Below are 23501 nucleotides of genomic sequence, written 5' to 3'. Positions count from 1 at the left end.
CGCCGACGCGGCGCCCATCGCCGACGCGCTTCGCGCGCGCGGAATCCCGGTCGAGGTGGTGGGTTTGGCCGGCCTGTTGTCCATCCCCGAGGTCGCCGACGTGGTGGCCATGCTGCGGCTGGTGGCCGACCCGACGGCCGGAGCGGCGGCGATGCGGGTGCTGACGGGCCCGCGCTGGCGCCTCGGCGGTCGCGATATCGCCGCGCTGTGGCAGCGCGCGCTGGCCCTCGCCGGGGAACGCTCGGGCCCGGCGTCGCCCGAGTCGATCGCGATGGCGGCCGGGCCCGATCCCGATACGGCCTGCCTGGCCGACGCGATCAGCGATCCCGGCCCGGCCGGCGCGTATTCGCCCACGGGCTATCGGCGCATCACCGCGCTGGCCGCCGAGCTGCGCGCCCTGCGCGGCCACCTCGGTCATTCGTTGCCCGACCTGGTTGCCGAGGTGCGCCGCGCGCTGGGTGTCGACTGCGAAGTCCGCGCCGGCGCGGCGATCCCGGCCGGCTGGACCGGCGCCGAACACCTCGACGCGTTCGCCGACGTGGTCGCCGGCTACGCCGAGCGAACACGGGTGGCGACCGACCAGTCGGTGACGGCATCGGTCGCCGGCCTGCTGGCCTACCTCGACGTCGCCGAGACCGTGGAGAACGGTCTGCCGCCCGCCCCGGCGGCGGTCGCGCGCGACCGCGTCCAGATCCTCACCGTGCATTCGGCGAAGGGTCTGGAGTGGCAGGTCGTCGCGGTCGCGCACCTGTCGGGCGGCATCTTCCCGTCGACCGCGTCGCGCAGCAGCTGGCTCACCGACGCCGCCGAGCTGCCGCCGCTGCTTCGCGGCGACCGCGCCTCGGCGGGCTCGCTGGGCGTCCCGGTGCTGGACACGTCGGACGTCACGAATCGAAAGCAGCTGTCGGACAAGATCTTCGAGCACCGCCGCCAACTCGAGCAGCGGCGCGTCGACGAGGAACGCCGGCTGCTGTACGTGGCGATCACCCGGGCCGAGGACACGCTGCTGGTGTCCGGCCATCAATGGGGATCCACCGGGGTCAAACCGCGCGGCCCGTCGGAGTTCCTCTGTGAGCTCAAGGACATCATCGACCGCTCGGCCGCCGACGGCGATCCGTGCGGGGTGGTGGAACACTGGGCACCCGATCCCGCCGACGGTGAACGAAATCCGATGCGCGACAACGTCGTCGAGGCGGTCTGGCCCGCCGACCCGTTGGCCGCACGGCGCGCCGCCGTGGAAGCCGGGGCCGCGCTGGTGACCGGGGCCATGGCGGGCGATCCGGACGAGACCGGGGCCGACGTCGACGGGTGGGCGGCCGACGTCGACGCGTTGCTGGCCGAGCGGGCAAGGGCGGCCGGCCCGGGCCCGCACGCCCTGCCCAGCCAGGTCTCCGTCAGCGGCCTGGTGGACCTGGCGCGTGACCCGGTGGCCGCGGCGCAGCGGCTGGTGCACCGGCTGCCCACCCGCCCGGACCCGCATGCCTTGCTGGGCAACGCCTTTCACGCCTGGGTCCAGCGGTTCTACGGCGCCGACTCGCTGTTCGACCTCGGCGACCTGCCGGGCGCGGCCGACTCCGAGGTCGGCGACACCCGCGAATTGGCCGCGCTGCAGGAAGCGTTCGCCAAATCGGGGTGGGCGGCGCGCACGCCGGTGGCCGTCGAGGTGCCGTTCGAGATGCCGATCGGCGAGACCGTGGTGCGTGGCCGCATCGACGCCGTGTTCGCCGACCCCGACGGCGGGGCGACCGTCGTCGACTGGAAGACCGGCGAGCCACCGCGCGGGCCCGAAGCCATGCGGCAGGCCGCGGTCCAGCTCGCGGTCTACCGCTTGGCCTGGGCCGCGTTGTCGCAACTCCCGGAGTCGTCGGTGCGCACCGCGTTCTACTACGTGCGCACCGGCGCCACCGTGACGCCCGAGGAACTGCCGGATCCCGACGAGTTGGCCGCGTTGCTCGGCGACCGTCCACCTGATGGCAGGCTCGCCAGCGTGGTTACATAGGACTCGTGGGCAACGGTAGGGCGCGCAAACTCAGCGGCCTGGACGAAACCCTGACCGCCCAGCCCGGTCACCAGTTGGTCGGCGTGCTGCGCATCCCCGAAGACCCCGCGAGCCCCACCCGCGTCATCACCCGCCGGGTCGCGATCGCGCTGCTGGTGTTGTTGGCCGCCACCGTCGTCGTGTACCTGGATCGCGGCGGTTACCGCGACGTGCGGGGCGCGCCACTGACGTTCCTGGACTGCCTGTACTTCTCCGCGGTGTCGCTGTCGACCACCGGTTACGGCGACATCACCGCCTACTCGGAAACCGCGCGCCTGGTCAACACGGTGGTCTTCACGCCGCTGCGGATCGCGTTCCTGGCGGTGCTGGTCGGCACCACGCTCGAGGTGCTCTCGGAGCGGTCCCGGCAAGCGTGGAAGATTCAGCGTTGGAGGAGCAAAGTGCGCAACCACACGATCGTGATCGGGTACGGCACCAAGGGCAAAACGGCGGTCGGCGCGATCCTCGGCGACGAGGCCTCGCAGGGCGAGGTCGTCGTCGTCGACATGGATCCGTCCGCCCTCGAGCACGCCGCGACGGCCGGGCTGGTCACCGTCCGCGGCGACGCCACCCGGTCCGACGTGCTGCGGCTGGCCGGCGCGCAGCACGCGGCGTCGATCGTTGTCGCCACCAGCCGCGACGACACCGCCGTGCTGGTGACGCTGACGGCGCGGGAGATCGCGCCCAAGGCCAAGATCGTGGCGTCCATCCGCGAGGCCGAGAACCAGCATCTGTTGCAGCAGTCGGGCGCCGACTCGGTGGTGGTCTCCTCGGAAACCGCCGGCCGGCTGCTCGGCCTTGCCACCAGCACGCCCAGCGTGGTGGAGATGATCGAGGATCTGCTGACCCCCGACGCCGGGTTGGCCATCGCCGAACGCGAGGTCGAGCAGACCGAAATCGGTGGCTCCCCAAGGCATTTGCGCGACATCGTGCTCGGCGTGGTGCGCGATGGCCACCTGCTGCGCATCGGCGCCCCCGAGGTGGACGCGATCGAGGCCACCGACCGGCTGCTCTACATCCGGCACGCGGGGCACTAGGCGATCGTGGACTTCCAGCTGCAGAGTGTCCCGCTGCTGTCGCGCGTCGGCGCCGACCGCGCCGACCAGCTACGCACCGACGTCGACGCCGCGACGGCGGGGTGGGCGGATGCGGCGCTGCTGCGGGTGGATTCGCGCAACCAAGTTCTGGTCGCCGACGGCCGGGTGGTGCTCGGCGCCGCGTCCGCGCTGGGCGACAAGCCGCCGCCCGAGGCGGTGTTCCTGGGCCGCATCGACGGCGGTCGCCATGTCTGGGCCGTCCGCGCCGCGCTGCAGGCGCCCGAGGACCCCGACGTCAAGACGGAGGTGCTGAACCTGCGCAGCCTCGGCCCGATCTTCGACGACACCAGCAGCCAACTGGTGTCGTCGGCCATCGCGCTGCTCAATTGGCATGACAGCGCGCGATTCAGCGCGCTCGACGGCTCACCGACGCGCCCGGCGCGGGGCGGCTGGGCGCGGGTCAACCCGGTCACCGGCCACGAGGAGTTCCCGCGCATCGACCCGGCGGTCATCTGCCTCGTCCATGACGGCGGCGACCGGGCGGTGCTCGCCCGCCAGGCGGTGTGGCCCGAGCGGATGTTCTCGTTGCTCGCCGGGTTCGTCGAGGCCGGTGAGTCGTTCGAGGTGTGCGTCGCTCGGGAGATCCGGGAGGAAATCGGGCTGACCGTGCGCGACGTGCGCTACCTGGGTAGCCAGCCGTGGCCGTTCCCGCGCTCGCTGATGGTCGGCTTCCACGCCGTGGCCGACCCGAGCGAGGAGTTCTCGTTCAACGACGGCGAGATCGCCGAGGCGAAATGGTTCACCCGCGACGAGGTGCGCGCGGCGCTTGCTGTCGGCGATTGGAGCAGCGCCTCGGATTCCAAACTCCTATTGCCCGGCTCGATCTCGATCGCCCGAGTGATCATCGAGTCCTGGGCCGTGCTCGACTGAGCTCCGTCAGCCGACTTCGGCCAGCTTCGCTTTGATCTGGGCCGCACTCGGATTGGTCAGCGTCGACCCGTCGGCGAACTTCACCGTCGGGACCGTCCGATTGCCGCCGTTGACCGAGCTGACGAACTCCGCCGCGGCGGGGTCTCGCTCGATGTCGACCTCGTCGTAGGGGATGCCGTCGGAGCGCAGCACCGTCTTGAGCCGGTGGCAAAAGCCACACCAGGAGGTCGTGTACATGGTCAGCGAGGACATGATCAATTCAACGTAGCGCGACGACGATGGATTCCGCGCAGCGGGATGCTGAGGAGTTGGGCAATCGGGGAGCGGAGCGGGCCACGAATTCCGAAGCGACCCGATTCACACGTGGCGCCGCACCCGGTTTGTCGGCCATCGCTGACAAGATGGACGCCATGCCGATGGTCGCCGACGCACTGACCGCCGAGCTGGACGACGAGCAGCGCGAAGCGGTGCTGGCGCCGCGCGGACCGGTCTGCGTGCTCGCGGGCGCCGGAACAGGCAAGACGCGCACCATCACCCACCGCATCGCCCAGCTCGTCGCGGGCGGTCACGTCGCGGCCGGCCAGGTCCTGGCGGTCACGTTCACCCAGCGTGCGGCGGGGGAGATGCGCTCCCGGTTGCGCACGCTCGCCAACGCCGGGCACGCGGGTCCCGGGGTCGGCGCCGTGCAGGCCCTGACCTTCCACGCCGCCGCGCACCGCCAGCTGCGGTACTTCTGGCCGCGCGTCGTCGGCGACACCGGCTGGCAGCTGCTCGACAGCAAGTTCGCCGTCGTCGCCCGCGCGGCCAGCCGCTGCCGGATGAACGTCAGCACCGACGACGTCCGCGACCTCGCCGGGGAGATCGAGTGGGCCAAGGCGTCGCTGATCGGCCCCGAGGAGTACGCGCCCGCCGTGGCCGACGCCGGTCGGGACGTCCCGATGGACGCCAAGCAGATCGCCGCCGTCTACGACGCCTACGAGGCGCTGAAGGTCCGCGACGAATCGGTGACCCTGCTGGACTTCGACGACCTGCTGCTGCACACGGCCGCCGCCATCGAAAACGACGCGGCCGTCGCCGACGAGTTCCGCGGGCGCTACCGCTGCTTCGTCGTCGACGAGTACCAGGACGTCACCCCGCTGCAGCAGCGCGTGCTCGCGGCCTGGCTGGGCGACCGCGACGACCTGACCGTCGTCGGCGACGCCAACCAGACCATCTACTCGTTCACCGGGGCCACGCCGCGGTTCCTGCTCGACTTCTCGCGGCGGTTCCCGGACGCCACCGTGGTGCGCCTGGAGCGCGACTACCGGTCCACGCCGCAGGTGGTGTCGCTGGCCAATCAGGTGATCGCCGCCGCGCGGGGCCGCGTCGCCGGCAGCAAGCTGCAGCTGTCCGGCCAGCGCGCGCCCGGCCCGGTGCCGTCGTTTCACGAGCACCCCGACGAAACCGCCGAGGCCGCCGCGGTCGCCAAATCGATCGCCCGGCTGATCGAATCCGGCACGGCGCCATCGGAGATCGCGGTGCTCTACCGGGTCAACGCGCAGTCCGAGGTCTACGAGGAGGCCCTGACCGAGGCCGGCATCACCTACCAGATCCGCGGCGGCGAGGGATTTTTCAACCGTCAGGAGATCAAGCAGGCGCTGTTGGCGCTGCAGCGCGCGGCCGGCCGGGGCGACGCAGATCCGGCAGCCCCCTTGCCCGAGGTCGTCCGCGCGGTCCTCGAGCCGCTGGGCCTGACGGCCGAGGAACCGACCGGCGCCCGGGCCCGGGATCGCTGGGAGGCGCTGGCGGGGCTGGCCGAGCTGGTCGACGACGAGGTAGCGCAGCGCCCGCAGCTCGACCTGCCCGGGCTGCTGGCCGAGCTGCGGATGCGCGCCGACTCCCGTCACCCGCCGGTGGTCCAGGGCGTCACGCTGGCCTCGCTGCACGCCGCGAAGGGGCTTGAGTGGGACGCGGTGTTCCTGGTCGGGCTGGCCGACGGCACGCTACCGATCTCGCACGCGCTGGCGCATGGCCCCGAAAGTGAGGCCGTCGAGGAGGAGCGCCGGCTGCTCTACGTCGGAATCACCAGGGCGCGAATACATTTGGCGCTCAGCTGGGCGCTGGCCCGCAGCCCCGGCGGGCGGCAGAGCCGCAAGCCGTCGCGGTTCCTCAACGGCATCGCGCCGCAGACGCGCGCCGACGCCGCGCCGGCCAAGTCCCGGCGCAATCGGGGGACGGCGACGCGCTGCCGGATCTGCAACAACGACCTGACCACCCCGGCGGCCATCATGTTGCGGCGCTGCACGACGTGCGCCGGCGACGTCAACGAGGACTTGTTGCTCAAGCTCAAGGCGTGGCGGCTGAACGTCGCCACCGAACAGAAGATGCCGCCGTACATCGTCTTTTCCGACAACACCCTGATCGCGATCGCTGAGCTGCTTCCCGACGACGAGACGGCGCTGATCGCGATCCCGGGCATCGGCGCGCGAAAGCTCGAACAGTACGGGCCCGACGTGCTCGAGCTGGTACGGCAGGCCCGCTGAGGCGCCGAATCCGCAGGTCAGAAAATCGGTTGTGGGCGGCGTCCGCTACCATTTACCCTCGAAGCCGCAGACCGCTGCCAGCTGAGAGGAGGCCCGCCCCGATGATTACCAACGCGTTCGGTGTATGCGCGCCCGCCTCGGTGCTCGCTGAAGGCCGCTCCAAGTCCACCTCCCACGCCGCCCATGCCGCCGTGTCGGCGGCCGCGGTGAAGCACCGTGTCGCCGCCGCGACCGACGCGTCCGTGAATCGGGGCTATACCTAACTAGCCCGGATTTGCCCAGATGGCCACGGACCCGAAGTCAACAGGATCCGTGGCCACAGTTATTGGGAAGCCTCCCAACCTGGTCCGGATCACCGCGAAGGATAGCCACCCCGACCAGGAAGCAGGTGAACAGGACATGTCGGCACTGTCAGTCCCAAGACCGAGGTTGCCGGAATTGCCTTGTCACGTCGATGATCCCGACCTGTGGTTCGCCGAGGCCCCGGCCGACCTCGAACGCGCCAAGACGCTTTGCGCTGGCTGCCCCGTCCGGCGCCAGTGCCTGACGGCGGCGCTGGAGCGGGCCGAACCTTGGGGCGTCTGGGGCGGCGAGATTTTCGAGCGGGGATCGATCGTCAGCCGCAAACGACCGCGCGGACGTCCGCGCAAAGATGTCGCCGCCTAGGGAAACCTAAGCCGCGAAAGTGCAACTGGCGACGCGTTTCTCGAGAGAGGGCGTCGGTAGTTGCACCCTCGTGGAGTTAGACGACTGCGGTGTCGGGCTCGGCGAAGCCGGGGATCAGTTCCTCCGAGAGCGCCTTGATCGGCACGTGCGCGTCCAGCTGGCACAGGATCGCGGCGACGGACGCGATGACGCGCATCGGTATCGCCAGCTTGGGCGGCAAGTCCATCTGCCGGGCCGTCCGGATCTGAGAAACCGACCGGTCCATCTGAACCAGGGTCATCTTCTGCAGCCACTTGCGGGTGTAGTGGAAGACGTCGACCTGGATGGGCTCGACGTACTGGCGCAGCATTTCGTCGATGTCGCGGACCGACACCTGCTGGCCCTTCTGGATGAAGCCGACCTTCTCCATGGTCGGCAACAGCAGGTCGTAATTCTTGTCGCGCGCCAACCGGATCGTCATCCCGAGCTCGACGGGATACCCGCCCGGCAGGGGCGCGACCGCGCCGAAGTCGATGACGCCCATCCGGCCGTCGGGCATCAGCATGAAGTTTCCGGGGTGCGCGTCGCCATGCAGCATGCCCAGCCGGCGCGGCGCGTCGAAGGTGAGCTCGAGCAGGCGGGTGCCGATCAGGTCGCGCTGCTCGCGGGTCCCGTTGCGGATGATCTCCGCCATGTGGATCCCCTCGATCCACTCCTGGACCACCACCTTCGGCGCGCTGGCCACGACGTGCGGCACCAGGAAGTGCGGGCTGTCGTGATACGCCTTGGCAAACTTGCGCTGGTTGTCGGCCTCCAGCCGGTAGTCGAGCTCCATCTCGGTGCGCTCGATCAGCTCGTCGACCACGCCCTGGACGTCGGCGCCGGGGGAGAGCTGTTTGACGACGCCGACCATCCGCTGCATGGTCTTCAGGTCGGCGCGCAGCGCCTCGTCGGCGCCCGGGTACTGGATCTTGACGGCGACCTCGCGGCCGTCGGACCACACCGCCTTGTGCACCTGGCCGATGCTGGCCGAGGCGATGGGGGTGTCATCGAACGAGCTGAACCGGTCCCGCCACTTGGTGCCGAGCTGGGCGTCCAGCACCCGGTGCACCTTGGCGGCGGGCAGCGGCGGGGCGTCCTTCTGCAGCTTGGTCAGCGCCTCGCGGTAGGGCTCGCCGTACTCCTCTGGGATGGCGGCCTCCATCACCGACAGGGCCTGGCCGACCTTCATCGCCCCGCCCTTGAGCTCACCCAGCACGGTGAACAACTGGTTGGCGGCCTTCTCGAGCATCTCGGCCTGGACTTCGTCCTTGGACTTGCCCGTCAGCCGCTTGCCGAAGCCCAGGGCCGCCCGGCCGGCGAAGCCGACGGGGATGCTGGCCAGCTTCGCGTTGCGCGCAGCGCGTCCGCGTTTGATGTCTGCCACGTCTCCATCATCCACGACGCTCGGCGCGTGGGGCCCGTGATCCGGACCATAGGTTGTCTTTGCACGGGGCGGCTTGGTCAGCACGTGCACAGCGGGTGCTTGGTCCACTGGCGCGCGACGATCGAGCCGGCGCCCAGGTCGAACTCCAACGTCGCGTTGAGCGCCGGCGGCGGCGCGGGGTCGGGCACCGCCTGCTGGCCGCGCACCGCCGCAATCACCCGGTTCACCTGGCTGAGCGCCAGGGCCGCGGTCGCGAGCAGGGTGGCCCGGTCGGCCACGCCGACGGTGTCGCGCAGCTGGGCGGCGATGGCCGGCCAGGCGGCGTCGCGGTCGCTGCGGTGCAGGTCGGCACACCCGAGGCAGCTGGTCACGCCGGGGATGACCAGCGGGCCTACCAGACCGGTGCCGTCGCGGATGCGAACGGGAAGGTGCGGAACGCCGCGGGCGTGCAGCTCGCGCACCATGCGCGGGTCGGCGACCAGGTAGTCCGACAGCACGACGAGGTCGACGTCGCCGGGGGACACGGCGGCGTGGGGCTGGCTGCTGTGCGCGACGCGAGCCCCCGAGCAGCGCAGCGATTCCACCATCAGCTCGGACAGCGGCCCGCGCCCGTGCACGCGGATCGATGCCGACCGGCCCCGGGACCGCCGGCACTCGGTCGCGACGCCCGCCCCCACCAGTTGCGCGACGAGGTGGGTCAGGCCGTCACCGTCCTGCAATCCGCGGTCGACGGCCTGGCGCCGCAGCTCGGATAACGGCATCGGCGACCGCATGGACCGCAGCAGCGTGGCCAGCTCGGCGGCGGCCAGTCCGCACGGCGGGCGGACCAGCACGGCGCGGCGCGGATCCCAGCCGACCTGCACGGCGCCGTCGGGCCGCAGCAACACCGGCATCCCGGGGTCCAGCGCGTACAGCGAAACCGTGGCGGCCTGGGTCATGGGTTGAGAATGTGCCAGGCCGACGGGCGACGCCGCGCTCGGTTATCCACAGCGCCGCCTCTGGGCGAAAGGCGTTTAACGACAACCCGAGACGGCCTTCAATTTTCTGTTCTGACGGTGGAGGACGCCGGGCCAAGGCCGGGAAGTGCAGTATTCGGTTACTTAATGCCGCGCCGCAGCAACGCCATACGCTGGACATTCCTGTTCTGACGGGCGAAAGGACCGCCAGGACTCGTGATAGCCAGGGGCTAGCTAGTAGGTGGACCAATGTCGCAGGTAATGGTCACGCCGGAGGCGTTGCACACGGCGGCGGCGAATCTGGCCAATATCGGCCTGAACGTCGAGGCCGCGCACAAGGTGGCGGCGGCGCCGACCACGGCGATAGTGCCGGCGGCGGCCGATGAGGTGTCCGGTGCGATCGCCAAGGTGTTCTCTCACCACGCCGCGAACTATCAGGCGCTAGCCGGTCAGGCAGCGGCGTTCAACGACCAGTTCGTGCAGCACCTGACTGCCGGTGCGTTCTCGTACACCGACATCGAGGCCGCCCTCGCCTCGTTTCTGCAGAACTTGCAGGAATTGCCTGCGGAGGCGAGCGGGCTGGTCAGCGCGATCGCCGCCGACCCGCAGGTCCTCGCGACCTTCCTGTTCTTGGGTTTTGTCGGGCCACCGTTCGTTCTGTTTGTCGCCTTTTGGCTAGCAGCGATCGTTAGCCTGATAATTCTTTTACAACTCAGCCAGCAATTCGCCCCGCTATTAGCAGCGTTCGGTATCTAACGAGACGGCTTTCGAGACACAGGCCCACCGGCGCCCAACGAACGTCAGGGGCTCTCGACAGAGGCTGCGGGCACCCCAACAATCCCATTGACCGCATTGACGCCATTAACCCCGTTGACCCCATTGACGGGTCCCTCTTGTGGTTGGGTGGGCGTGGGCGACCTCACCGCTGCGCCCACCAAGATCAGTGCCGCGGCGGTATTCGGATCCACCTCCCATTGCGACCCTCTGCTGTAGCTGAGCAATTTGTCGCGGGATTCGATATCCGTAATGAACATGATCCAGACGTCATCCGGGTTGTTATCCATTGCAAGACCTTTGAGATTTTCGGATTGGGATTGTCGACGCCCGACGATGGGGATGTCAGGCGACCTCAGAACGGCTAGGGCGGATTAGTTGGTTGTGATTGGTGGTGATCCACTTCGGATGAACGGGATCGACCCGACCGCGGCGGTATAACTCGTGGAGGAGGTACTTCGTCTCGACGATGGTCTTGGCAATCTGATCTGGTTCCGCGTGGTTAAAGAAATCACGCCGGTTCCACCACATCATCTTGGTTCGGTAGCGTTCGTCCGGATAGGGAGTCGCCGGAATGGCGGCCACCACTCCGCCAGAAGAACGCCACCGATTCAGAATGGTTGTCGGGGCTGTGGCCATACAAAATTGCGAATCAAGGATGACCATCATGTGGAAACCGCTGCGGGCTATAGCGCGGGTAAGACTACGTTTCCGGTCCGAATTGTCGACTGCCCAGGCCGACTTCATCTCCAGAATCCCGGACGGTATGCGGTCGGCGATCATATTTCGGACGGCCTGTTCGCCAGGTTGACCCGCCCACTCAGCGACCGCATGCGCATCCTCAATCGACCTCAGTGGGCCCTTGGCTCGCACGCCGGCCACGACCCGTCCGTCATCGTCGATGACGGCGAAGAACATGGTGGTGTCGGCTCCGCTGCGCAGCGCTTCGATGTCGAGAGCGCACTCCACACCATGCCTGCGATAGCTGGACTGGGCGCCCGCTGCGTACTCGGACCACAAGTCAGGATCTGCCGACGGCTGCGAAACAACCAGCGTGCAGCCGATGTCCGGATCACGCCAGCTAAGGCCATGCCCAAGAGAAAACTCGTCGCGGACTGCAGGGCTTAGTGAAAGTGCACTCATTGGCTTCCTTCCGTCGCCAAACCTTAGGTAGACCATTAGGCGAGCAATGCATACCTATAGTATCGAGCGTACGGATGAACCATACGTCAAGTCCTTCGATCTGGCAATAATGCCGACACACCGCAGGCCTACTTCGCGGAATCGAGGGATGGCGGGAGCCTGTGCCAAGCCGACGGGCGACCCCGGGCTCAGTTATCCACAGCGCCGCGGCCGCACGTTCAACCGGTGACGACGATCGATTTCTGCCCGACCTTCCAGGCCGTCATGAAGCGCTTGATGCTGACCTTCGTGTTGGCGTGGTCGGCGTAGGGGTCGTTGAGGTGCACGGTGTCGTTGTTGGTGTCGACCCCGGTGACCACCAGCAAGTGATCGGGCGAGGTGCGCTGGTCGTCGCTGTTCAAAATGGTTCCGCCGTTGACCCACGCAATCACCTTGCGGCCGGAACCGAGGTACTGCTCCAGCGCCGACAACCCGGTCTGGTCCGGCTGCGTGTCGTAGATCATGCGCGATTTGATGCCGTAGTGCTCGAGCAGCACGACGGTGTCGGCCATGTCGATGCCACCGGCTTCGGTCTCGTGGCCCGGGTCGCCGGTGGGCAAATAGATCGGGCCGTCGCGGATCACCGAGGGCGTGCTCTGGGCCAGCTTGATGATCTGCTGCTCCGTCGGGGGGTTGCCGGTGACCTCACCGACCACGTCGGCCACCGAAGCCAACCCACAGGTGTCCTCCAGCGACTGCTGAACCCAGTACTTGGCCGCCGCATCCGGGTCGCCGTACACGCCGTCGGCGGTCGTCCTCGCCGGCGCGGGCGGGCTGGCCGAGGCGGCAGCGGTGGGAGCCGACGGCGTCGCCCGTGTCGAGGGCGGCGCCGCGCCGCACCCGGATACCAGCAAAACGCCGGCCATACCGATGCAGGCTTCCGCCAGGGCGGTGCGCATCGCGCTGGCAATCCTGACCATGTTCGCTCGCAAAGAGTCGGCCCGACATTCGACTGGTGTGCAACGTAGCACCGCCAGCAAACGGCCGCGAGCTGATCAGCTGTCGCCGGCGTCGCCGGCAGAGCCTTCAGCATCGGGGCCTTCCTCTAATTTCGCGATGGCCTCGTCGATGCCGCTGGTGTCCCCGCCGATGACCCGGTCGATGAAGCCGGCCGGCTCGTCGAGGTCCTCGGCGCCGGGCAGCAGGTCCGGGTGCTGCCAGACGGCGTCGCGCGCGTCGGCCCCGGCGGCCTCCGTCAGCCGCTCCCAGAGGGCGGCGGCCTCGCGCAGCTTGCGCGGCCGCAGCTCGAGGCCGACCAGCGTCGCGAACGTCTGCTCGGCCGGCCCGCCGCTGGCCCGGCGGCGGCGCAGCGTCTCGCTGAGCGCGGCGGTGCCCGGGATCCGGTCACCCAGGGCCGCGGTGACCACCACCTGCACCCAGCCGTCGATCAATGCGAGCAGCGTCTCGAGCCGTTCCAGCGCCTGCTTTTGCGCCGGTGTGGCTTTCGGCTCGAAAACCCCCTGCCCGAGCAGCTCCTCGATGGCCGCCGGATCGGACAACGACGCGGGATTGAAGTCGCGCGCCAGCTCCTCGATCCCGGACATGTCGATCTTCATGCCGCTGGCGTAGGCCTCGACCGCGCCCAGCAACTGGCTGGACAGCCACGGCACGTGGCTGAACAGCCGGTGGTGCGCCGCCTCGCGGGCGGCCAGGAACGTCAGGATCTCGCTGCGCGGCTGCTCGAGTCCGGAGGCGAACGAGTCGACGGCGTCCGGCAGTATCGCGGCCACCCCCTTGGGGCCGAGCGGCAGACCGATGTCGGTCGACGTCAGCACCTCGCGGGACAACCGTCCCAGCGCCTGGCCGAGCTGCGAGCCGAACGCCATGCCGCCCATCTGCGACATCATCGCCATCAGCGGGCCGGCCATGCTCTTGGCCTCTTCGGGCAGCGAGGACGCCCACACCGTCGCGATCTGCTCGGCCATCGGATCGCATAGCCGCTTCCACGTCTCCAGCGTGTTGTCGACCCAGTCGCTGGGGCTCCAGCCGACCGCCTTCGACGTGCCCGCGGGCAGTGCCGTCGCGCCGTCCAGCCACGTCTCGGCGAGGTGGACCGCGTCGGCGATCGCCTTGGTCGTCGAGGCGGGAATGGGCGCGACAAAACCGATCGAGCTCGACGCGACCCGGCGCGCCAACTCGTAGTTCACCGGCCCGGATGACTTGCCGCCGGCCATGACGGTGCCCGCGCTGGAAAACATCTGGCCCAGCTGGGTGAAGATCTGGCCCAGGTCGCCCATGCCGAATTCCCCGCCCATGCCGAAGGCGCCCATAGGATCGGATCCCCCCGAACCGGAACCGGGATCTTTCTTCTCGCGCTCCGGGTCGTCGCCGGAGGAGAAGCCGAATGGCAGGTCAGGCATAACGTCAACGGTACTCACCGCGGGGACGCAACGCGCCATCTGTGGTCACGCTCGTAGCTGAACGAGCCTGAGCAGGCGCCGGATAGGGTAGGCGCGTGAACAGGCGGATTCTCACGTTGATCGTCGCGCTGGTGCCGATCGTGGTCTTCGGCGTGCTGCTCGCGGTGGTGACGGTGCCGTTTGTGTCCCTGGGCCCGGGCCCGACGTTCGACACGCTCGGTGAGGTCGACGGCAAGCAGGTGGTCGCGATCGAGGGCACCGAGACGCACCCGACGACCGGCCACCTCAACATGACGACGGTGTCCCAGCGCGACGACCTCACCCTCGGGGAAGCGCTGACGCTGTGGCTTTCGGGACAGGAACAGCTGATCCCGCGCGATCTCGTCTACCCGCCGGGCAAGTCGCGCGAGGACGTCGACAAGGCCAACAACGCCGACTTCAAGCAGTCCGAGGACAGCGCCGCCTACGCCGCGCTGGGCTTCTTGAAGTACCCGGTCGCGGTCACCGTCGCGACCGTCACCGACCCCGGTCCGTCGGCGGGCAAGCTGAAGTCCGGCGACGCGATCGACGCGGTCAACGGCACCCCGGTCGCCAGCGTCGAGCAGTTCACCGGGTTCCTGAAGAACACCAAGCCCGGTCAGGTCGTGACGATCGATTACCGCCGCAAGAACGAGCCCGCCGGGGTCGCGCAAATTACGCTGGGAACGAACAAGGATCGTGACTACGGCTTCATGGGGGTGGCGGTGCTCGACGCGCCGTGGGCGCCGTTCGTCGTCGACTTCAACCTCGCCAACGTGGGCGGGCCGTCGGCCGGGCTGATGTTCAGCCTCGCGGTCGTCGACAAGCTCACCACCGGCGACCTGGCCGGCTCGACGTTCATCGCGGGGACGGGGACCATCTCGGTCGACGGCAAGGTCGGCCAGATCGGCGGCATCACCCACAAGATGGCCGCCGCGCACTCGGCTGGCGCCACAGTGTTTTTGGTGCCGGCGAAGAACTGCTACGAGGCCACCTCCGACAACCCGTCCGGGTTGCGCCTGGTCAAGGTCGAGACCCTCGCGCAGGCGGTGGACGCGCTGCACGCGATCAAGGCGGGCGGTCAGACCCCGAGCTGTTAGCCCCCCGGTCGGTCTGCGTAGTCCCGCCGGTCGAAGCTGAGCCCGCCTCGTTCCGAGACGGAGAGCCGCTGCTGCGGGCTGCGGACGGGCGGGCGGCGCAGGTATTGGGTGAAACCGGGGGCGCACAGCGCGAGGGTGAACTCGTGGCCGACGAGGGTCCACTGGAACGCGTCGTGCTCGTCCGGACCGGACCGCTCGAGCGTTTCGAGCGACAGCTCGAAGCTGAAACCCCGCAGGTTGACGTCGCCGACGAGGTCCCACGCCTCGTCGAACACCAGGGTGGCGGGGCAGAGCCAGAAGCTGAAGGTGTCTTCCGGCGGGGTGGGGCGCACCCATTCGACGATGTAGTCGAGGTCGACGAGCAGCCGGCCGGGATGCGGCGGCGCGGGCTCGACCGCAACCGCGTGCACGGCACAGTCGTGCCAGCTCATCTGATCGAAGTCCGCCTCGGTCCACACCGCCTTGGCAACCGTCGGCCCGGCGCGTCCGCTCTGTTCCAGCACCGCCCAAGCAGAACACACCCGGCGTCCGGCAATGCGTAGAGTTGTGACCGTTCTAGAAAATCTCTAGCACCGGGCAGCGAGATCAGGGAGCGTAGCCAGTGGGGATGCGGCCCACCGCACGGATGCCGAAGCTGACTCGGCGTAGCCGGATTCTGATCCTGATCGCACTCGGTGTGATCGTGTTGCTGCTCGCCGGTCCGCGGCTGATCGACGCCTACGTCGACTGGCTGTGGTTCGGGGAGCTGGGCTACCGCTCGGTGTTCACCACCGTGCTGGTCACCCGCATCGTGGTGTTCCTGGTCGCGGGACTGCTGGTCGGCGGCATCGTGTTCACCGGGCTCGCGTTGGCCTACCGCGCCCGTCCGGTGTTCGTGCCGAGCAACACCAACGATCCCGTGGCCCGCTACCGCGCCGTCGTCGTGTCGCGCCTGCGGCTGGTGGGCATCGGAATCCCCGCGGCCGTCGGCCTGCTGGCGGGCATCATCGCGCAGAGCTACTGGGTGCGCGTTCAGCTGTTCATCCATGGCGGAACCTTCGGCATCAGGGATCCCCAGTTCGGCAAGGACCTCGGGTTCTACGCGTTCGAGCTGCCGTTCTACCGGCTGCTGCTGTCCTACATGTTCGTGGCGGTGTTCCTGGCTTTCCTGGCGAACATCTTGGCGCACTACATCTTTGGCGGCATCCGGCTGTCCGGCCGCACCGGGGCGCTGAGCCGCTCGGCGCGCATCCAGCTGGTCAGCCTGGTCGGCGTGCTGGTGCTGCTCAAAGCCGTCGCCTACTGGCTGGACCGCTACGAGCTGCTGTCGCACACCCGCGGCGGCAAGCCGTTCACCGGTGCCGGTTACACCGACATCAACGCCGTGCTGCCGGCCAAGCTGATCCTGATGGCGATCGCCCTGATCTGCGCCGCCGCGGTGTTCTCGGCAATCGTGCTGCGCGACTTGCGGATTCCGGCCATCGGCCTGGTTCTGCTGCTGCTGTCGTCGCTGATCGTGGGAGCCGGGTGGCCGTTGATCGTCGAACAGATCAGCGTCCGGCCCAACGCCGCGCAGAAGGAAAGCGAATACATCAGCCGCAGCATCACCGCGACGCGCCAGGCCTACGGCCTGACCTCCGAGCAGGTGAGCTACCGCAACTACACCGGCGACGGGCAGGCCACCGCCCAGCAGGTCGCCGCCGACCGCGCGACGACCTCGAACATCCGGCTGCTCGACCCGACGATCGTCAGCCCGGCGTTCACGCAGTTCCAGCAGGGCAAGAACTTCTACTTCTTCCCCGACCAGCTCTCCATCGACCGCTACCTCGACCGCAACGGGGCGTTGCGCGACTATGTCGTCGCGGCCCGGGAGCTCAACCCGGATCGGCTGATCGACAACCAGCGCGACTGGATCAACCGGCACAGCGTCTACACCCACGGCAACGGGTTCATCGCGTCGCCGGCCAACACGGTGCGCGGAATCGCCAACGACCCCAACCAAAACGGTGGCTACCCCGAGTTCCTCGTCAACGTCGTCGGCGCCAACGGCAGCGTGGTGTCCGACGGGCCGGCGCCGCTGGACCAGCCGCGCATCTACTACGGGCCCGTCATCTCGAACACGTCCGCCGACTACGCGATCGTCGGGAAGAACGGCAACGACCGCGAATACGACTACGAGACCAGCGCCGAAACCAAGAACTACACCTACAGCGGGCTCGGGGGAGTCCCGATCGGCAGCTGGATCTCCCGCAGCGTGTTCGCCGCCAAGTTCGCCGAGCGAAACTTCTTGTTCTCCAACGTGATCGGCTCCAACAGCAAGATCCTGTTCAACCGGGATCCCGCGCGCCGGGTGGAGGCGGTGGCGCCGTGGCTGACCACCGACAGCGCGGTGTACCCGGCGATCGTGAACAAGCGGCTGGTGTGGATCATCGACGGCTACACCACCCTGGACAACTACCCGTACTCGGAGCTGACCTCCCTGGAGTCCGCCACCGCCGACTCCACCGAGGTGGCGTTCAACCGCCTGGCGCCCGACAAGAAGGTCTCCTACATCCGAAACTCGGTGAAGGCCACCGTCGACGCCTATGACGGCACCGTCACGCTCTACCAGCAGGACGAATCGGATCCGGTCCTCAAGGCCTGGATGCAGGTATTCCCCGGCACGGTGAAACCCAAGAGCGACATCACCCCCGAGCTTTCCGAACACCTGCGTTATCCCGAGGACCTGTTCAAGGTGCAGCGGATGCTGCTGGCCAAGTACCACGTCAACGACCCGGTGACGTTCTTCTCCACGTCGGACTTCTGGGACGTGCCGCTGGATCCGAACCCCACCGCCAGCAGCTACCAGCCGCCGTACTACATCGTCGCGAAAAACATTGCCAAGAACGATAATTCGGCGTCATACCAGTTGATCAGCGCGATGAACCGGTTCAAGCGGGACTACCTGGCCGCCTACATCAGCGCCAGCTCCGACCCGGCGACGTACGGCAAGCTCACCGTGCTGACCATTCCGGGTCAGGTCAACGGCCCGAAGCTGGCCAACAACGCGATCACCACCGATCCGGCGGTGTCCCAGGACCTCGGCGTCATCGGGCGCGACAACCAGAACCGGATCCGGTGGGGCAACCTGCTCACGCTGCCGGTGGGCCAGGGTGGGCTGCTCTACGTCGAACCCGTCTACGCCTCGCCCGGCGCCAGCGACGCCGCCTCGTCGTATCCGCGGTTGATCCGGGTGGCGATGATGTACAACGACAAGATCGGATACGGCCCGACGGTGGGTGACGCCCTCAACGGGCTGTTCGGCCCGGGCGCGGGCGCGACCGCGACCGGGATAGTGCCCACCGAGCCCGGCGCCGCCCCGAACCCGACGCCGCCCGCCAGCCCCGCCGGCCCGGCCAGCCCCCCGGTGCCCGCCGCGCCCCCGGGGCCGCCGCCGCCCACCGCGGTCGTGCCGCCGTCGCCGGACGGCTCGACGACGCTGTCGCCGGCCAAGGCGGCTGCGCTGCAGGAGATCCAGGCGGCGCTCGGCGCGGCGAAAGACGCCCAGAAGAAGGGCGATTTCGCCGGCTACGGCGCCGCGCTGCAGCGGCTGGACGACGCGATCAACAAGTACAACGCCACCAAGTAGCGGCGGTGTGATGTCGATGGCGACAACGGCAGGCTAAAGGAGCTGGTGGTGGTCCAGTCCGAGCCGGATCGTATGGCCGTGGGTAAGCGCGCGGGCGCGACCGGCGGCTCGTCTCGCCACGACGGTCGCGGGGTCATCGAGAGCGCATTCGAACTGCTGGAACACGTGGGCGCGTTGGAACCGGTGCGGCTGCTCGACTTGGCGAACGCAAGCGGCATCCCTCGGGAGACGGTCCGTCGACTGCTGCAGCAGTTGATCGCAGTCGGGGCGGTCAGGCGTGAAGGCACTCGCTACCGACTCGGCGCGAGCCTGTTGGGGTTGGGTTCACGGGTGAGCCCCGAACGTCAACTGCGGGTGGTCGCCCGTCGACCGATCGCCGAACTCGCAACCGCCACGGGGGCCGCGGTTCAGTTGTCTGCCCTAATCGGCGGTGAACCGGTGTTCCTGGACGCGGTGGACGCCCGCGTCCCAGGGGTATTCACGGCGGAGCTCGGAGCCAAGGTGCCGTCGGGCACGGCGGCCGCTCGCGCCTACGCCGAAATAGGCCGCACCGCACCAATAGTGGATGCTGGCGGCGTACAGGCGAATCTCAGCTGTGTTGCCATAGCGATTCCTCTCGGCGGCGATGCGGCGGCTGCCGTGTCGACGGTCGTCGCCCAACGGCGCCCTCCGCTCGGACTACTGGCTGCTACCAGGGCCACCGGAACCCGGATCGTCAGCCTGCTTCACGCACTGTGAAAGGGTAACCGGCGGAAAAACCCACTGAGTGGGCACACGCTGGCCGTGGTCCCCGTCGCTTCATAACGTCACAAGCGTGACGGGGGATGCACCCAAGACGGGCGCCGAAGTATTGCTGGCGCAGTTGGAATCGCAGGGCGTGGACTGCATTTTCGCCTCTCCCATCGCCGTGATGGCGCCGGTGTGGGAAGCGCTCGCCCGGCGGGCCGCTGACATGACGCCGCGCTACTTCCGTTGTCGTCATGAGTTGCTGGCCGTGAGCCTGGCATCGGGCTACTACAAGGCCAGCGGCCGAAGCCAGATCGTCTTCCTGCCGACATCGCTGGGAGTTCAAAACGCGTCGATGGCCCTGGGCACCGCGCTGCAGGAGCGCACACCCATGACGGTGCTGTCACCTGACACGCTCAGCTACGGTGATGACCCTGACGGCGATCCCGGTGCCGAATGGCCCTCGCTGCTGACCGATCATGCTGGCCCGGCGCGCCACGGCGAAGCCGTCGTCAAGTGGGCGAAGCGCGCACGCACGCGTTCCGACCTGGTTCATGAACTCTGGCGCGCCTGCTTCATCGCCGAGTCCGTCCCAACGGGACCAACATTGCTGGAGGTTCCGTTTCAGTTGTTGATGGCCGACGGTCACGCTGATGTCCCCGCGTGGGTTTCCCCTGCACCGATCGTCGCGACACCAGAACATATCGACCGGGTGGCCGAAACTCTTCTGGGCGCCACCAATCCCATCATCATCACCGAACACGGCGGGCGCACCGACGCTGACCGCAACGCCCTCGTAGGCATTGCCGAGGCGCTGTCGGCGCCCGTCTTCGAATTCTGGAATCCGGCCTATCACAACTTCCCGCGGTCACATCCGCTCTACGGGGCGGGGCCGGTGGAAGCGGTGCTCGGCGAAGCCGACGCCGTACTCATGGCCGGCTGCAACGGACCCTGGCACCCGCCAAATACGGTGCTACGCCCAGGATGCGCCGTCATCCACCTCGAGCAAGACCCGCTGCGCCCGCGAGCCGCCTACTGGGGGTATCCCACCACCGAGGCGGTTGCGGGAGACCTCTCGCTCAACCTGGGTGCCCTCGCGTCCAATTTGCGAACGCGGTCGGCTGCGCGATCCCAGGCTACCGAGCGGTGGGCCGGCTATACGCAAACCGTCCGCGCCAACGGTATCGAAGAAGCCCGCCAGTTGGCTTCGCAGGCAACTGATTTCGTGCCGGCAGCCAGCTTATTCGGTGCGTTGCACGACGCACTCCCCGAGAACGCGATCTGTGTCGACGAGATCACATCCCAAGTGCCGCAGATGATTCAGTTCCTCTACGCCCGCAAGCCTTTCCAGCAGTATCGCGGGTGGGCAGGGGCACTGGGCACCGGGCTGGGCACCGCGCTCGGCGTCAAACTGGCGCGCCCGGGGCAGCCGGTCGTCTCCATCGTCGGCGACGGAGCCTGGCACTACAATCCCGTTCCGGCTGCCCTCGGATTCGCACAGGAATACGGCGTCCCGCTGTTCATCGTGCTGTGCAACAACCGGCAATACGCATCCCAAACCCGGAATCTCCTCAAGTACTACCCCGACAGCGATGCGGTCCGCGAAGAGAACTTCGTCGGCAACGTAATTGGGCCGACGCCCGACTACGTGAAGCAGGCCGAAGCCTACGGAGGCACGGGTGAACGCGTGCAGAAACCCGACGAGCTGGCCGGGGCAGTGGAGCGTGCGCTCGAAGCCGTCGCGTCGGGACGGACCTTCTTGCTCGACGTCATCGTCCAACCGTAGGAGCAAAATGAGTACGACCGATGCGATAGGCGCGGCCGCCAACGGTGCGCCGTTGATCTGGAACGGGGCGGTGCAACATCGTCCGGCATTGATCGTGCGAGCCGAGTCAGCGGGCGACGTACAACAAACCGTCCGTGTGGCGCGCGACCGCGGGATGCGGCTCTCGGTGCTCGGAGGCGGCCACGACTGGGCGGGTCGCGCTGTGTGCCACGGCGGTCTGGTGATCGACATGTCCGGGATGCGAAGTGTCACAGTCGATACCAGGTCCCGGGTCGCAACGGTGGGTGGGGGTGTCACCGCGGCCGACTTGATCGACGCGGTCGCGCCGTACGGGCTGGTGGCCGTTACTGGCAACTGCGGTGGCGTTGGCATCACCGGCTTGACACTCGGCGGGGGCTACGGACCGCTCAACGGGCGGTTCGGCCTTGCATCGGACAACCTGCTCGGCGCCGAGGTTGTCCTGGCGGACGGCCGGATCGTGTCGGCCGACGCGACTCACGAGCCGGAGCTTTTCTGGGCATTGCGCGGTGGTGGCGGCAACTTCGGCGTCGTCACTTCAATGCGCGTCCAATTGCATCCGCTCGACAGGTTGATCGGCGGAATGATCCTGTTTCCGTTGTCGCAGGGTGCGACGGTGTGGCGTGGTCTGGATGCGCTGTTGTCGACGGCGCCGGACGAGTTGACCGTGCAAAGCGGAGTGATGTCCGGCCCGGACGGCACTCCGGCGGTTTTTCTAGCCCCGGCCTGGAGCGGCGATCTTCTTTCCGGCCAAACCGCCGTCGATGCGCTCACTAAGCTTGGAAAGCCGCTGAGCGCCCAAGTCGCGCCCATGACGTACCGCGAATGGCCGAGTCTGTTCGCCGCGTGGGACGTCCGTGGACACTGTTGGGCGATTCGCACCCGCACGATCGCGGGTTACACGCCACAGGTCATCGATACTCTCCTCGAGATCGGCCGGACACTGACCACCCCTAGCGGCATCTCCATTCACCACTGTCACGGCGCGTCGACCCTGGTCGCCCCGGACCAGACCGCGTTCGCGAACCGACGCCCACATTTCGTCGTCGAGATCGTCGCCGGTTGGGAGGGCGAGGACGGCGCCCGATCTAGCGCCTGGGCCGACGCGGCCTCGGCCGCACTTGGTCCGCACGCGCTTCCGGGCGGCTACGCCAACCTGCTAGGGCCCGACGACCACGGGCTGATCGCAAATGCGTACGGCGAGAACGCCATCCGACTCGTCGCCGCCAAGAAGCACTACGACCCCGACGGCGTTTTCACCGCCATTCCACTTCCCAGCGTCAGCGAGGACAAGGGATCCAATGTCGGAAATCGCCGCTAGTCGGGCGCGGTGCCCACCCTTACCGCCCCTGGATACGCCGAGCCACCTCGCCGTAGCGTTCGAAGCGCTCATGGTTGCCCTGGGCGTTATAGAACACGAGGCGCGTCGCGATCCCGCCATACTTCGCGGTCAGCGCATCGGCCAGGCCGTCCCACGTCGACTCGGTGGCGAAGGCGGCGATGTGCTCGTCGCTGATCTGGGCCGCCATGCCGGCGAAGTCCCCCGCCTTCTGCCTCTCGCGAATGCGCGCCGTCGTCCCCTCGAACCCGGCCTCGTCCCAGATGAACGCGTAATTCGGTGTGCTGCCGTAGAAGGACATGCTGGCGCGCACCGACTCCCGTTCACTGTCGCGCTCCTCGTCGGTGTCGCCGACGATCGTCATCACCGGCACGATCATCGCGATGTCCGACGCCGAGCGCCCCGCCTTCGCCGCCCCGTCCGCGATGTTGGGCACGACGTGACGGGCGAGGTACCCCGGCTCGCCGAGCGGGTGGACGTGCACGCCGTCGGCCACCTCGCCCGCCATCCGCAGCATCCACGGATTGACCGCCGCCACATCGACTTTCGGATCCGGCGCGTCGATGGGTCCGGCGCTCCACTGCGGGCTGATGAAGTCGAGATCGTAGAATTCGCCATGGTGGTCGAGCTTGCCCGTCCGGAAGGCGGTGAAGCACGCCTTCACCGCGAGCACGTAGTCGCGCAGCCGCGGGCCGGGGTGCTCGAAGGCCATGCCGTATCGCCGCACGACGTGCGTGCGAACCTGCGTACCGAGACCGAGCCGGAACTTCCCGCCGGTCGCCTCCTGAAGCTCCCACGCGGTGGCGGCCGTGATGAAGGGACTCCGCGGGAATGCGACCGCGACCCCGGTCGACAGCTCCAGGCCGGGCGCGGCCTGCGAGACGACGGCGGCGTTGAGGTAGGGCGTGCGCCCGGTCTCGGTCAACAGCAGGCCGGAGAACCCCGCGGCCTGGGTGCGGCGTGCCAGCTCACCGACCCGGTCCAACGGTTGCGGCACCGCCATCAGATCAATGTGCATGGCGGAACAGTATGCCCTC

At 68.3% G+C, this 23501-nt stretch carries 21 protein-coding genes; 12 read left to right on the top strand and 9 right to left on the bottom strand.

The genetic code is table 11. The annotated features are described in order from the left end of the window. The 3 genes from N415_RS26705 to nudC form a co-directional block, all read left to right on the top strand. The coding region (locus N415_RS26705) for a 3'-5' exonuclease (RefSeq protein WP_161630359.1) at positions 1-1999 on the top strand (1999 nt) is incomplete at its 5' end. 5 nt (positions 2000-2004) lie between these two features. Further along, complete coding sequence (locus tag N415_RS26700) at positions 2005-3075, top strand: potassium channel family protein (protein WP_068188149.1); 1071 nt, start codon at positions 2005-2007, stop codon at positions 3073-3075. Between the two features lie 6 nt (positions 3076-3081). After that, positions 3082-4005, top strand: a complete 924-nt coding sequence (nudC, locus tag N415_RS26695; RefSeq protein WP_068188147.1) for an NAD(+) diphosphatase — start codon at positions 3082-3084, stop codon at positions 4003-4005. Between the two features lie 6 nt (positions 4006-4011). Here the strand turns inward: nudC and mrx1 are convergent, their stop codons facing one another. Then, positions 4012-4263 carry a mycoredoxin Mrx1 gene (gene mrx1 / locus N415_RS26690; protein ID WP_161630358.1) on the bottom strand — a complete coding sequence of 84 codons (252 nt, stop codon included), beginning with the start codon at positions 4261-4263 and terminating at the stop codon, positions 4012-4014. A 152-nt stretch (positions 4264-4415) separates the two neighbouring features. Here mrx1 and N415_RS26685 point away from each other — a divergent pair, with 152 nt between their 5' ends. The 3 genes from N415_RS26685 (at position 4416) to N415_RS26680 (ending at position 7193) form a co-directional block, all read left to right on the top strand. Next, positions 4416-6527, top strand: coding sequence for an ATP-dependent DNA helicase UvrD2 (locus N415_RS26685; protein WP_161630360.1), 2112 nt, complete (start codon positions 4416-4418; stop codon positions 6525-6527). 101 nt (positions 6528-6628) lie between these two features. Continuing rightward, the gene (locus N415_RS32980) at positions 6629-6790 is read left to right on the top strand and encodes a hypothetical protein (protein ID WP_239645712.1); all 162 of its coding nucleotides are present in this window, start codon (positions 6629-6631) and stop codon (positions 6788-6790) included. Between the two features lie 136 nt (positions 6791-6926). Further along, a complete protein-coding gene (locus N415_RS26680) occupies positions 6927-7193 on the top strand; it encodes a WhiB family transcriptional regulator (RefSeq protein ID WP_068135074.1) in 267 nt (88 codons plus the stop codon). Positions 7194-7269: 76 nt separating this feature from the next. On the opposite strand, the gene N415_RS26675 is transcribed toward N415_RS26680, so the two are convergent. Both N415_RS26675 and N415_RS26670 read right to left on the bottom strand, forming a co-directional pair. Further along, complete coding sequence (locus N415_RS26675; protein ID WP_068188178.1) at positions 7270-8613, bottom strand: AarF/ABC1/UbiB kinase family protein; 1344 nt, start codon at positions 8611-8613, stop codon at positions 7270-7272. Positions 8614-8675: 62 nt separating this feature from the next. Continuing rightward, entirely contained in the window at positions 8676-9536 is an 861-nt protein-coding gene (locus tag N415_RS26670) for a cyclodehydratase (protein WP_068188142.1), read from the bottom strand. A 267-nt stretch (positions 9537-9803) separates the two neighbouring features. On the opposite strand from N415_RS26670, the gene N415_RS26665 reads away from it, so the two are divergent. Next, positions 9804-10310, top strand: a complete 507-nt coding sequence (locus tag N415_RS26665) for a PE family protein (protein WP_081665542.1) — start codon at positions 9804-9806, stop codon at positions 10308-10310. Between the two features lie 44 nt (positions 10311-10354). Here N415_RS26665 and N415_RS31725 read toward each other — a convergent pair whose 3' ends face one another. From N415_RS31725 to N415_RS26650, 4 genes are all read right to left on the bottom strand, one after another. Beyond that, positions 10355-10618 carry a hypothetical protein gene (locus N415_RS31725; RefSeq protein WP_152531597.1) on the bottom strand — a complete coding sequence of 88 codons (264 nt, stop codon included), beginning with the start codon at positions 10616-10618 and terminating at the stop codon, positions 10355-10357. Positions 10619-10673: 55 nt separating this feature from the next. Beyond that, positions 10674-11471: a hypothetical protein gene (locus N415_RS26660; protein ID WP_193376510.1), complete on the bottom strand. Its 798-nt coding sequence runs from the start codon at positions 11469-11471 to the stop codon at positions 10674-10676. Positions 11472-11689: 218 nt separating this feature from the next. Beyond that, positions 11690-12430 (bottom strand): C39 family peptidase, encoded by a 741-nt coding sequence (locus N415_RS26655; RefSeq protein WP_068188131.1) that lies wholly within the window; start codon positions 12428-12430, stop codon positions 11690-11692. A gap of 75 nt (positions 12431-12505) precedes the next feature. Continuing rightward, entirely contained in the window at positions 12506-13888 is a 1383-nt protein-coding gene (locus tag N415_RS26650) for a zinc-dependent metalloprotease (protein WP_152531596.1), read from the bottom strand. A gap of 77 nt (positions 13889-13965) precedes the next feature. On the opposite strand from N415_RS26650, the gene N415_RS26645 reads away from it, so the two are divergent. Then, complete coding sequence (locus N415_RS26645; RefSeq protein WP_068188125.1) at positions 13966-14988, top strand: PDZ domain-containing protein; 1023 nt, start codon at positions 13966-13968, stop codon at positions 14986-14988. Here N415_RS26645 and N415_RS26640 read toward each other — a convergent pair. Then, the gene (locus tag N415_RS26640; protein WP_081665541.1) at positions 14985-15491 is read right to left on the bottom strand and encodes a hypothetical protein; all 507 of its coding nucleotides are present in this window, start codon (positions 15489-15491) and stop codon (positions 14985-14987) included. The genes N415_RS26645 and N415_RS26640 overlap by 4 nt on opposite strands. Positions 15492-15589: 98 nt before the next feature. On the opposite strand from N415_RS26640, the gene N415_RS26635 reads away from it, so the two are divergent. The 4 genes from N415_RS26635 to N415_RS26620 all read left to right on the top strand — a co-directional run bounded on the left by N415_RS26635 (position 15590) and on the right by N415_RS26620 (position 22446). Further along, entirely contained in the window at positions 15590-18595 is a 3006-nt protein-coding gene (locus N415_RS26635; protein ID WP_068188123.1) for a UPF0182 family protein, read from the top strand. Between the two features lie 48 nt (positions 18596-18643). Beyond that, positions 18644-19333 (top strand): helix-turn-helix domain-containing protein, encoded by a 690-nt coding sequence (locus N415_RS26630; protein ID WP_152531595.1) that lies wholly within the window; start codon positions 18644-18646, stop codon positions 19331-19333. Positions 19334-19409: 76 nt separating this feature from the next. Continuing rightward, positions 19410-21107: a thiamine pyrophosphate-dependent enzyme gene (locus N415_RS26625; RefSeq protein ID WP_068188119.1), complete on the top strand. Its 1698-nt coding sequence runs from the start codon at positions 19410-19412 to the stop codon at positions 21105-21107. Between the two features lie 7 nt (positions 21108-21114). Further along, positions 21115-22446 (top strand): FAD-dependent oxidoreductase, encoded by a 1332-nt coding sequence (locus N415_RS26620; protein WP_068188115.1) that lies wholly within the window; start codon positions 21115-21117, stop codon positions 22444-22446. A gap of 19 nt (positions 22447-22465) precedes the next feature. On the opposite strand, the gene N415_RS26615 is transcribed toward N415_RS26620, so the two are convergent. Further along, positions 22466-23482 carry a TIGR03617 family F420-dependent LLM class oxidoreductase gene (locus N415_RS26615; RefSeq protein WP_068188168.1) on the bottom strand — a complete coding sequence of 339 codons (1017 nt, stop codon included), beginning with the start codon at positions 23480-23482 and terminating at the stop codon, positions 22466-22468. Between the last annotated feature and the right edge of the window lie 19 nt (positions 23483-23501).

It is taken from the genome of Mycobacterium sp. UM_CSW, from assembly GCF_000455205.1.
Classification (GTDB): domain Bacteria; phylum Actinomycetota; class Actinomycetes; order Mycobacteriales; family Mycobacteriaceae; genus Mycobacterium.
Note: the sequence above shows the minus strand (reverse complement) of the source record. Positions and strands in the feature narration are given on the sequence as shown.

What these genes read in the sequence shown, in the direction of transcription:
- N415_RS26680 (WP_068135074.1), top strand. Translation starts at nt 6,927, where the DNA reads ATGTCGGCACTGTCAGTCCCAAGACCGAGGTTGCCGGAATTGCCTTGT.
- N415_RS26685 (WP_161630360.1), top strand. Translation starts at nt 4,416, where the DNA reads ATGCCGATGGTCGCCGACGCACTGACCGCCGAGCTGGACGACGAGCAG.
- N415_RS26670 (WP_068188142.1), bottom strand. Translation starts at nt 9,536, where the DNA reads ATGACCCAGGCCGCCACGGTTTCGCTGTACGCGCTGGACCCCGGGATG.
- N415_RS26665 (WP_081665542.1), top strand. Translation starts at nt 9,804, where the DNA reads ATGTCGCAGGTAATGGTCACGCCGGAGGCGTTGCACACGGCGGCGGCG.
- N415_RS26615 (WP_068188168.1), bottom strand. Translation starts at nt 23,482, where the DNA reads ATGCACATTGATCTGATGGCGGTGCCGCAACCGTTGGACCGGGTCGGT.
- N415_RS26620 (WP_068188115.1), top strand. Translation starts at nt 21,115, where the DNA reads ATGAGTACGACCGATGCGATAGGCGCGGCCGCCAACGGTGCGCCGTTG.
- N415_RS32980 (WP_239645712.1), top strand. Translation starts at nt 6,629, where the DNA reads ATGATTACCAACGCGTTCGGTGTATGCGCGCCCGCCTCGGTGCTCGCT.
- N415_RS26660 (WP_193376510.1), bottom strand. Translation starts at nt 11,471, where the DNA reads ATGAGTGCACTTTCACTAAGCCCTGCAGTCCGCGACGAGTTTTCTCTT.
- N415_RS26655 (WP_068188131.1), bottom strand. Translation starts at nt 12,430, where the DNA reads ATGGTCAGGATTGCCAGCGCGATGCGCACCGCCCTGGCGGAAGCCTGC.
- N415_RS31725 (WP_152531597.1), bottom strand. Translation starts at nt 10,618, where the DNA reads ATGGATAACAACCCGGATGACGTCTGGATCATGTTCATTACGGATATC.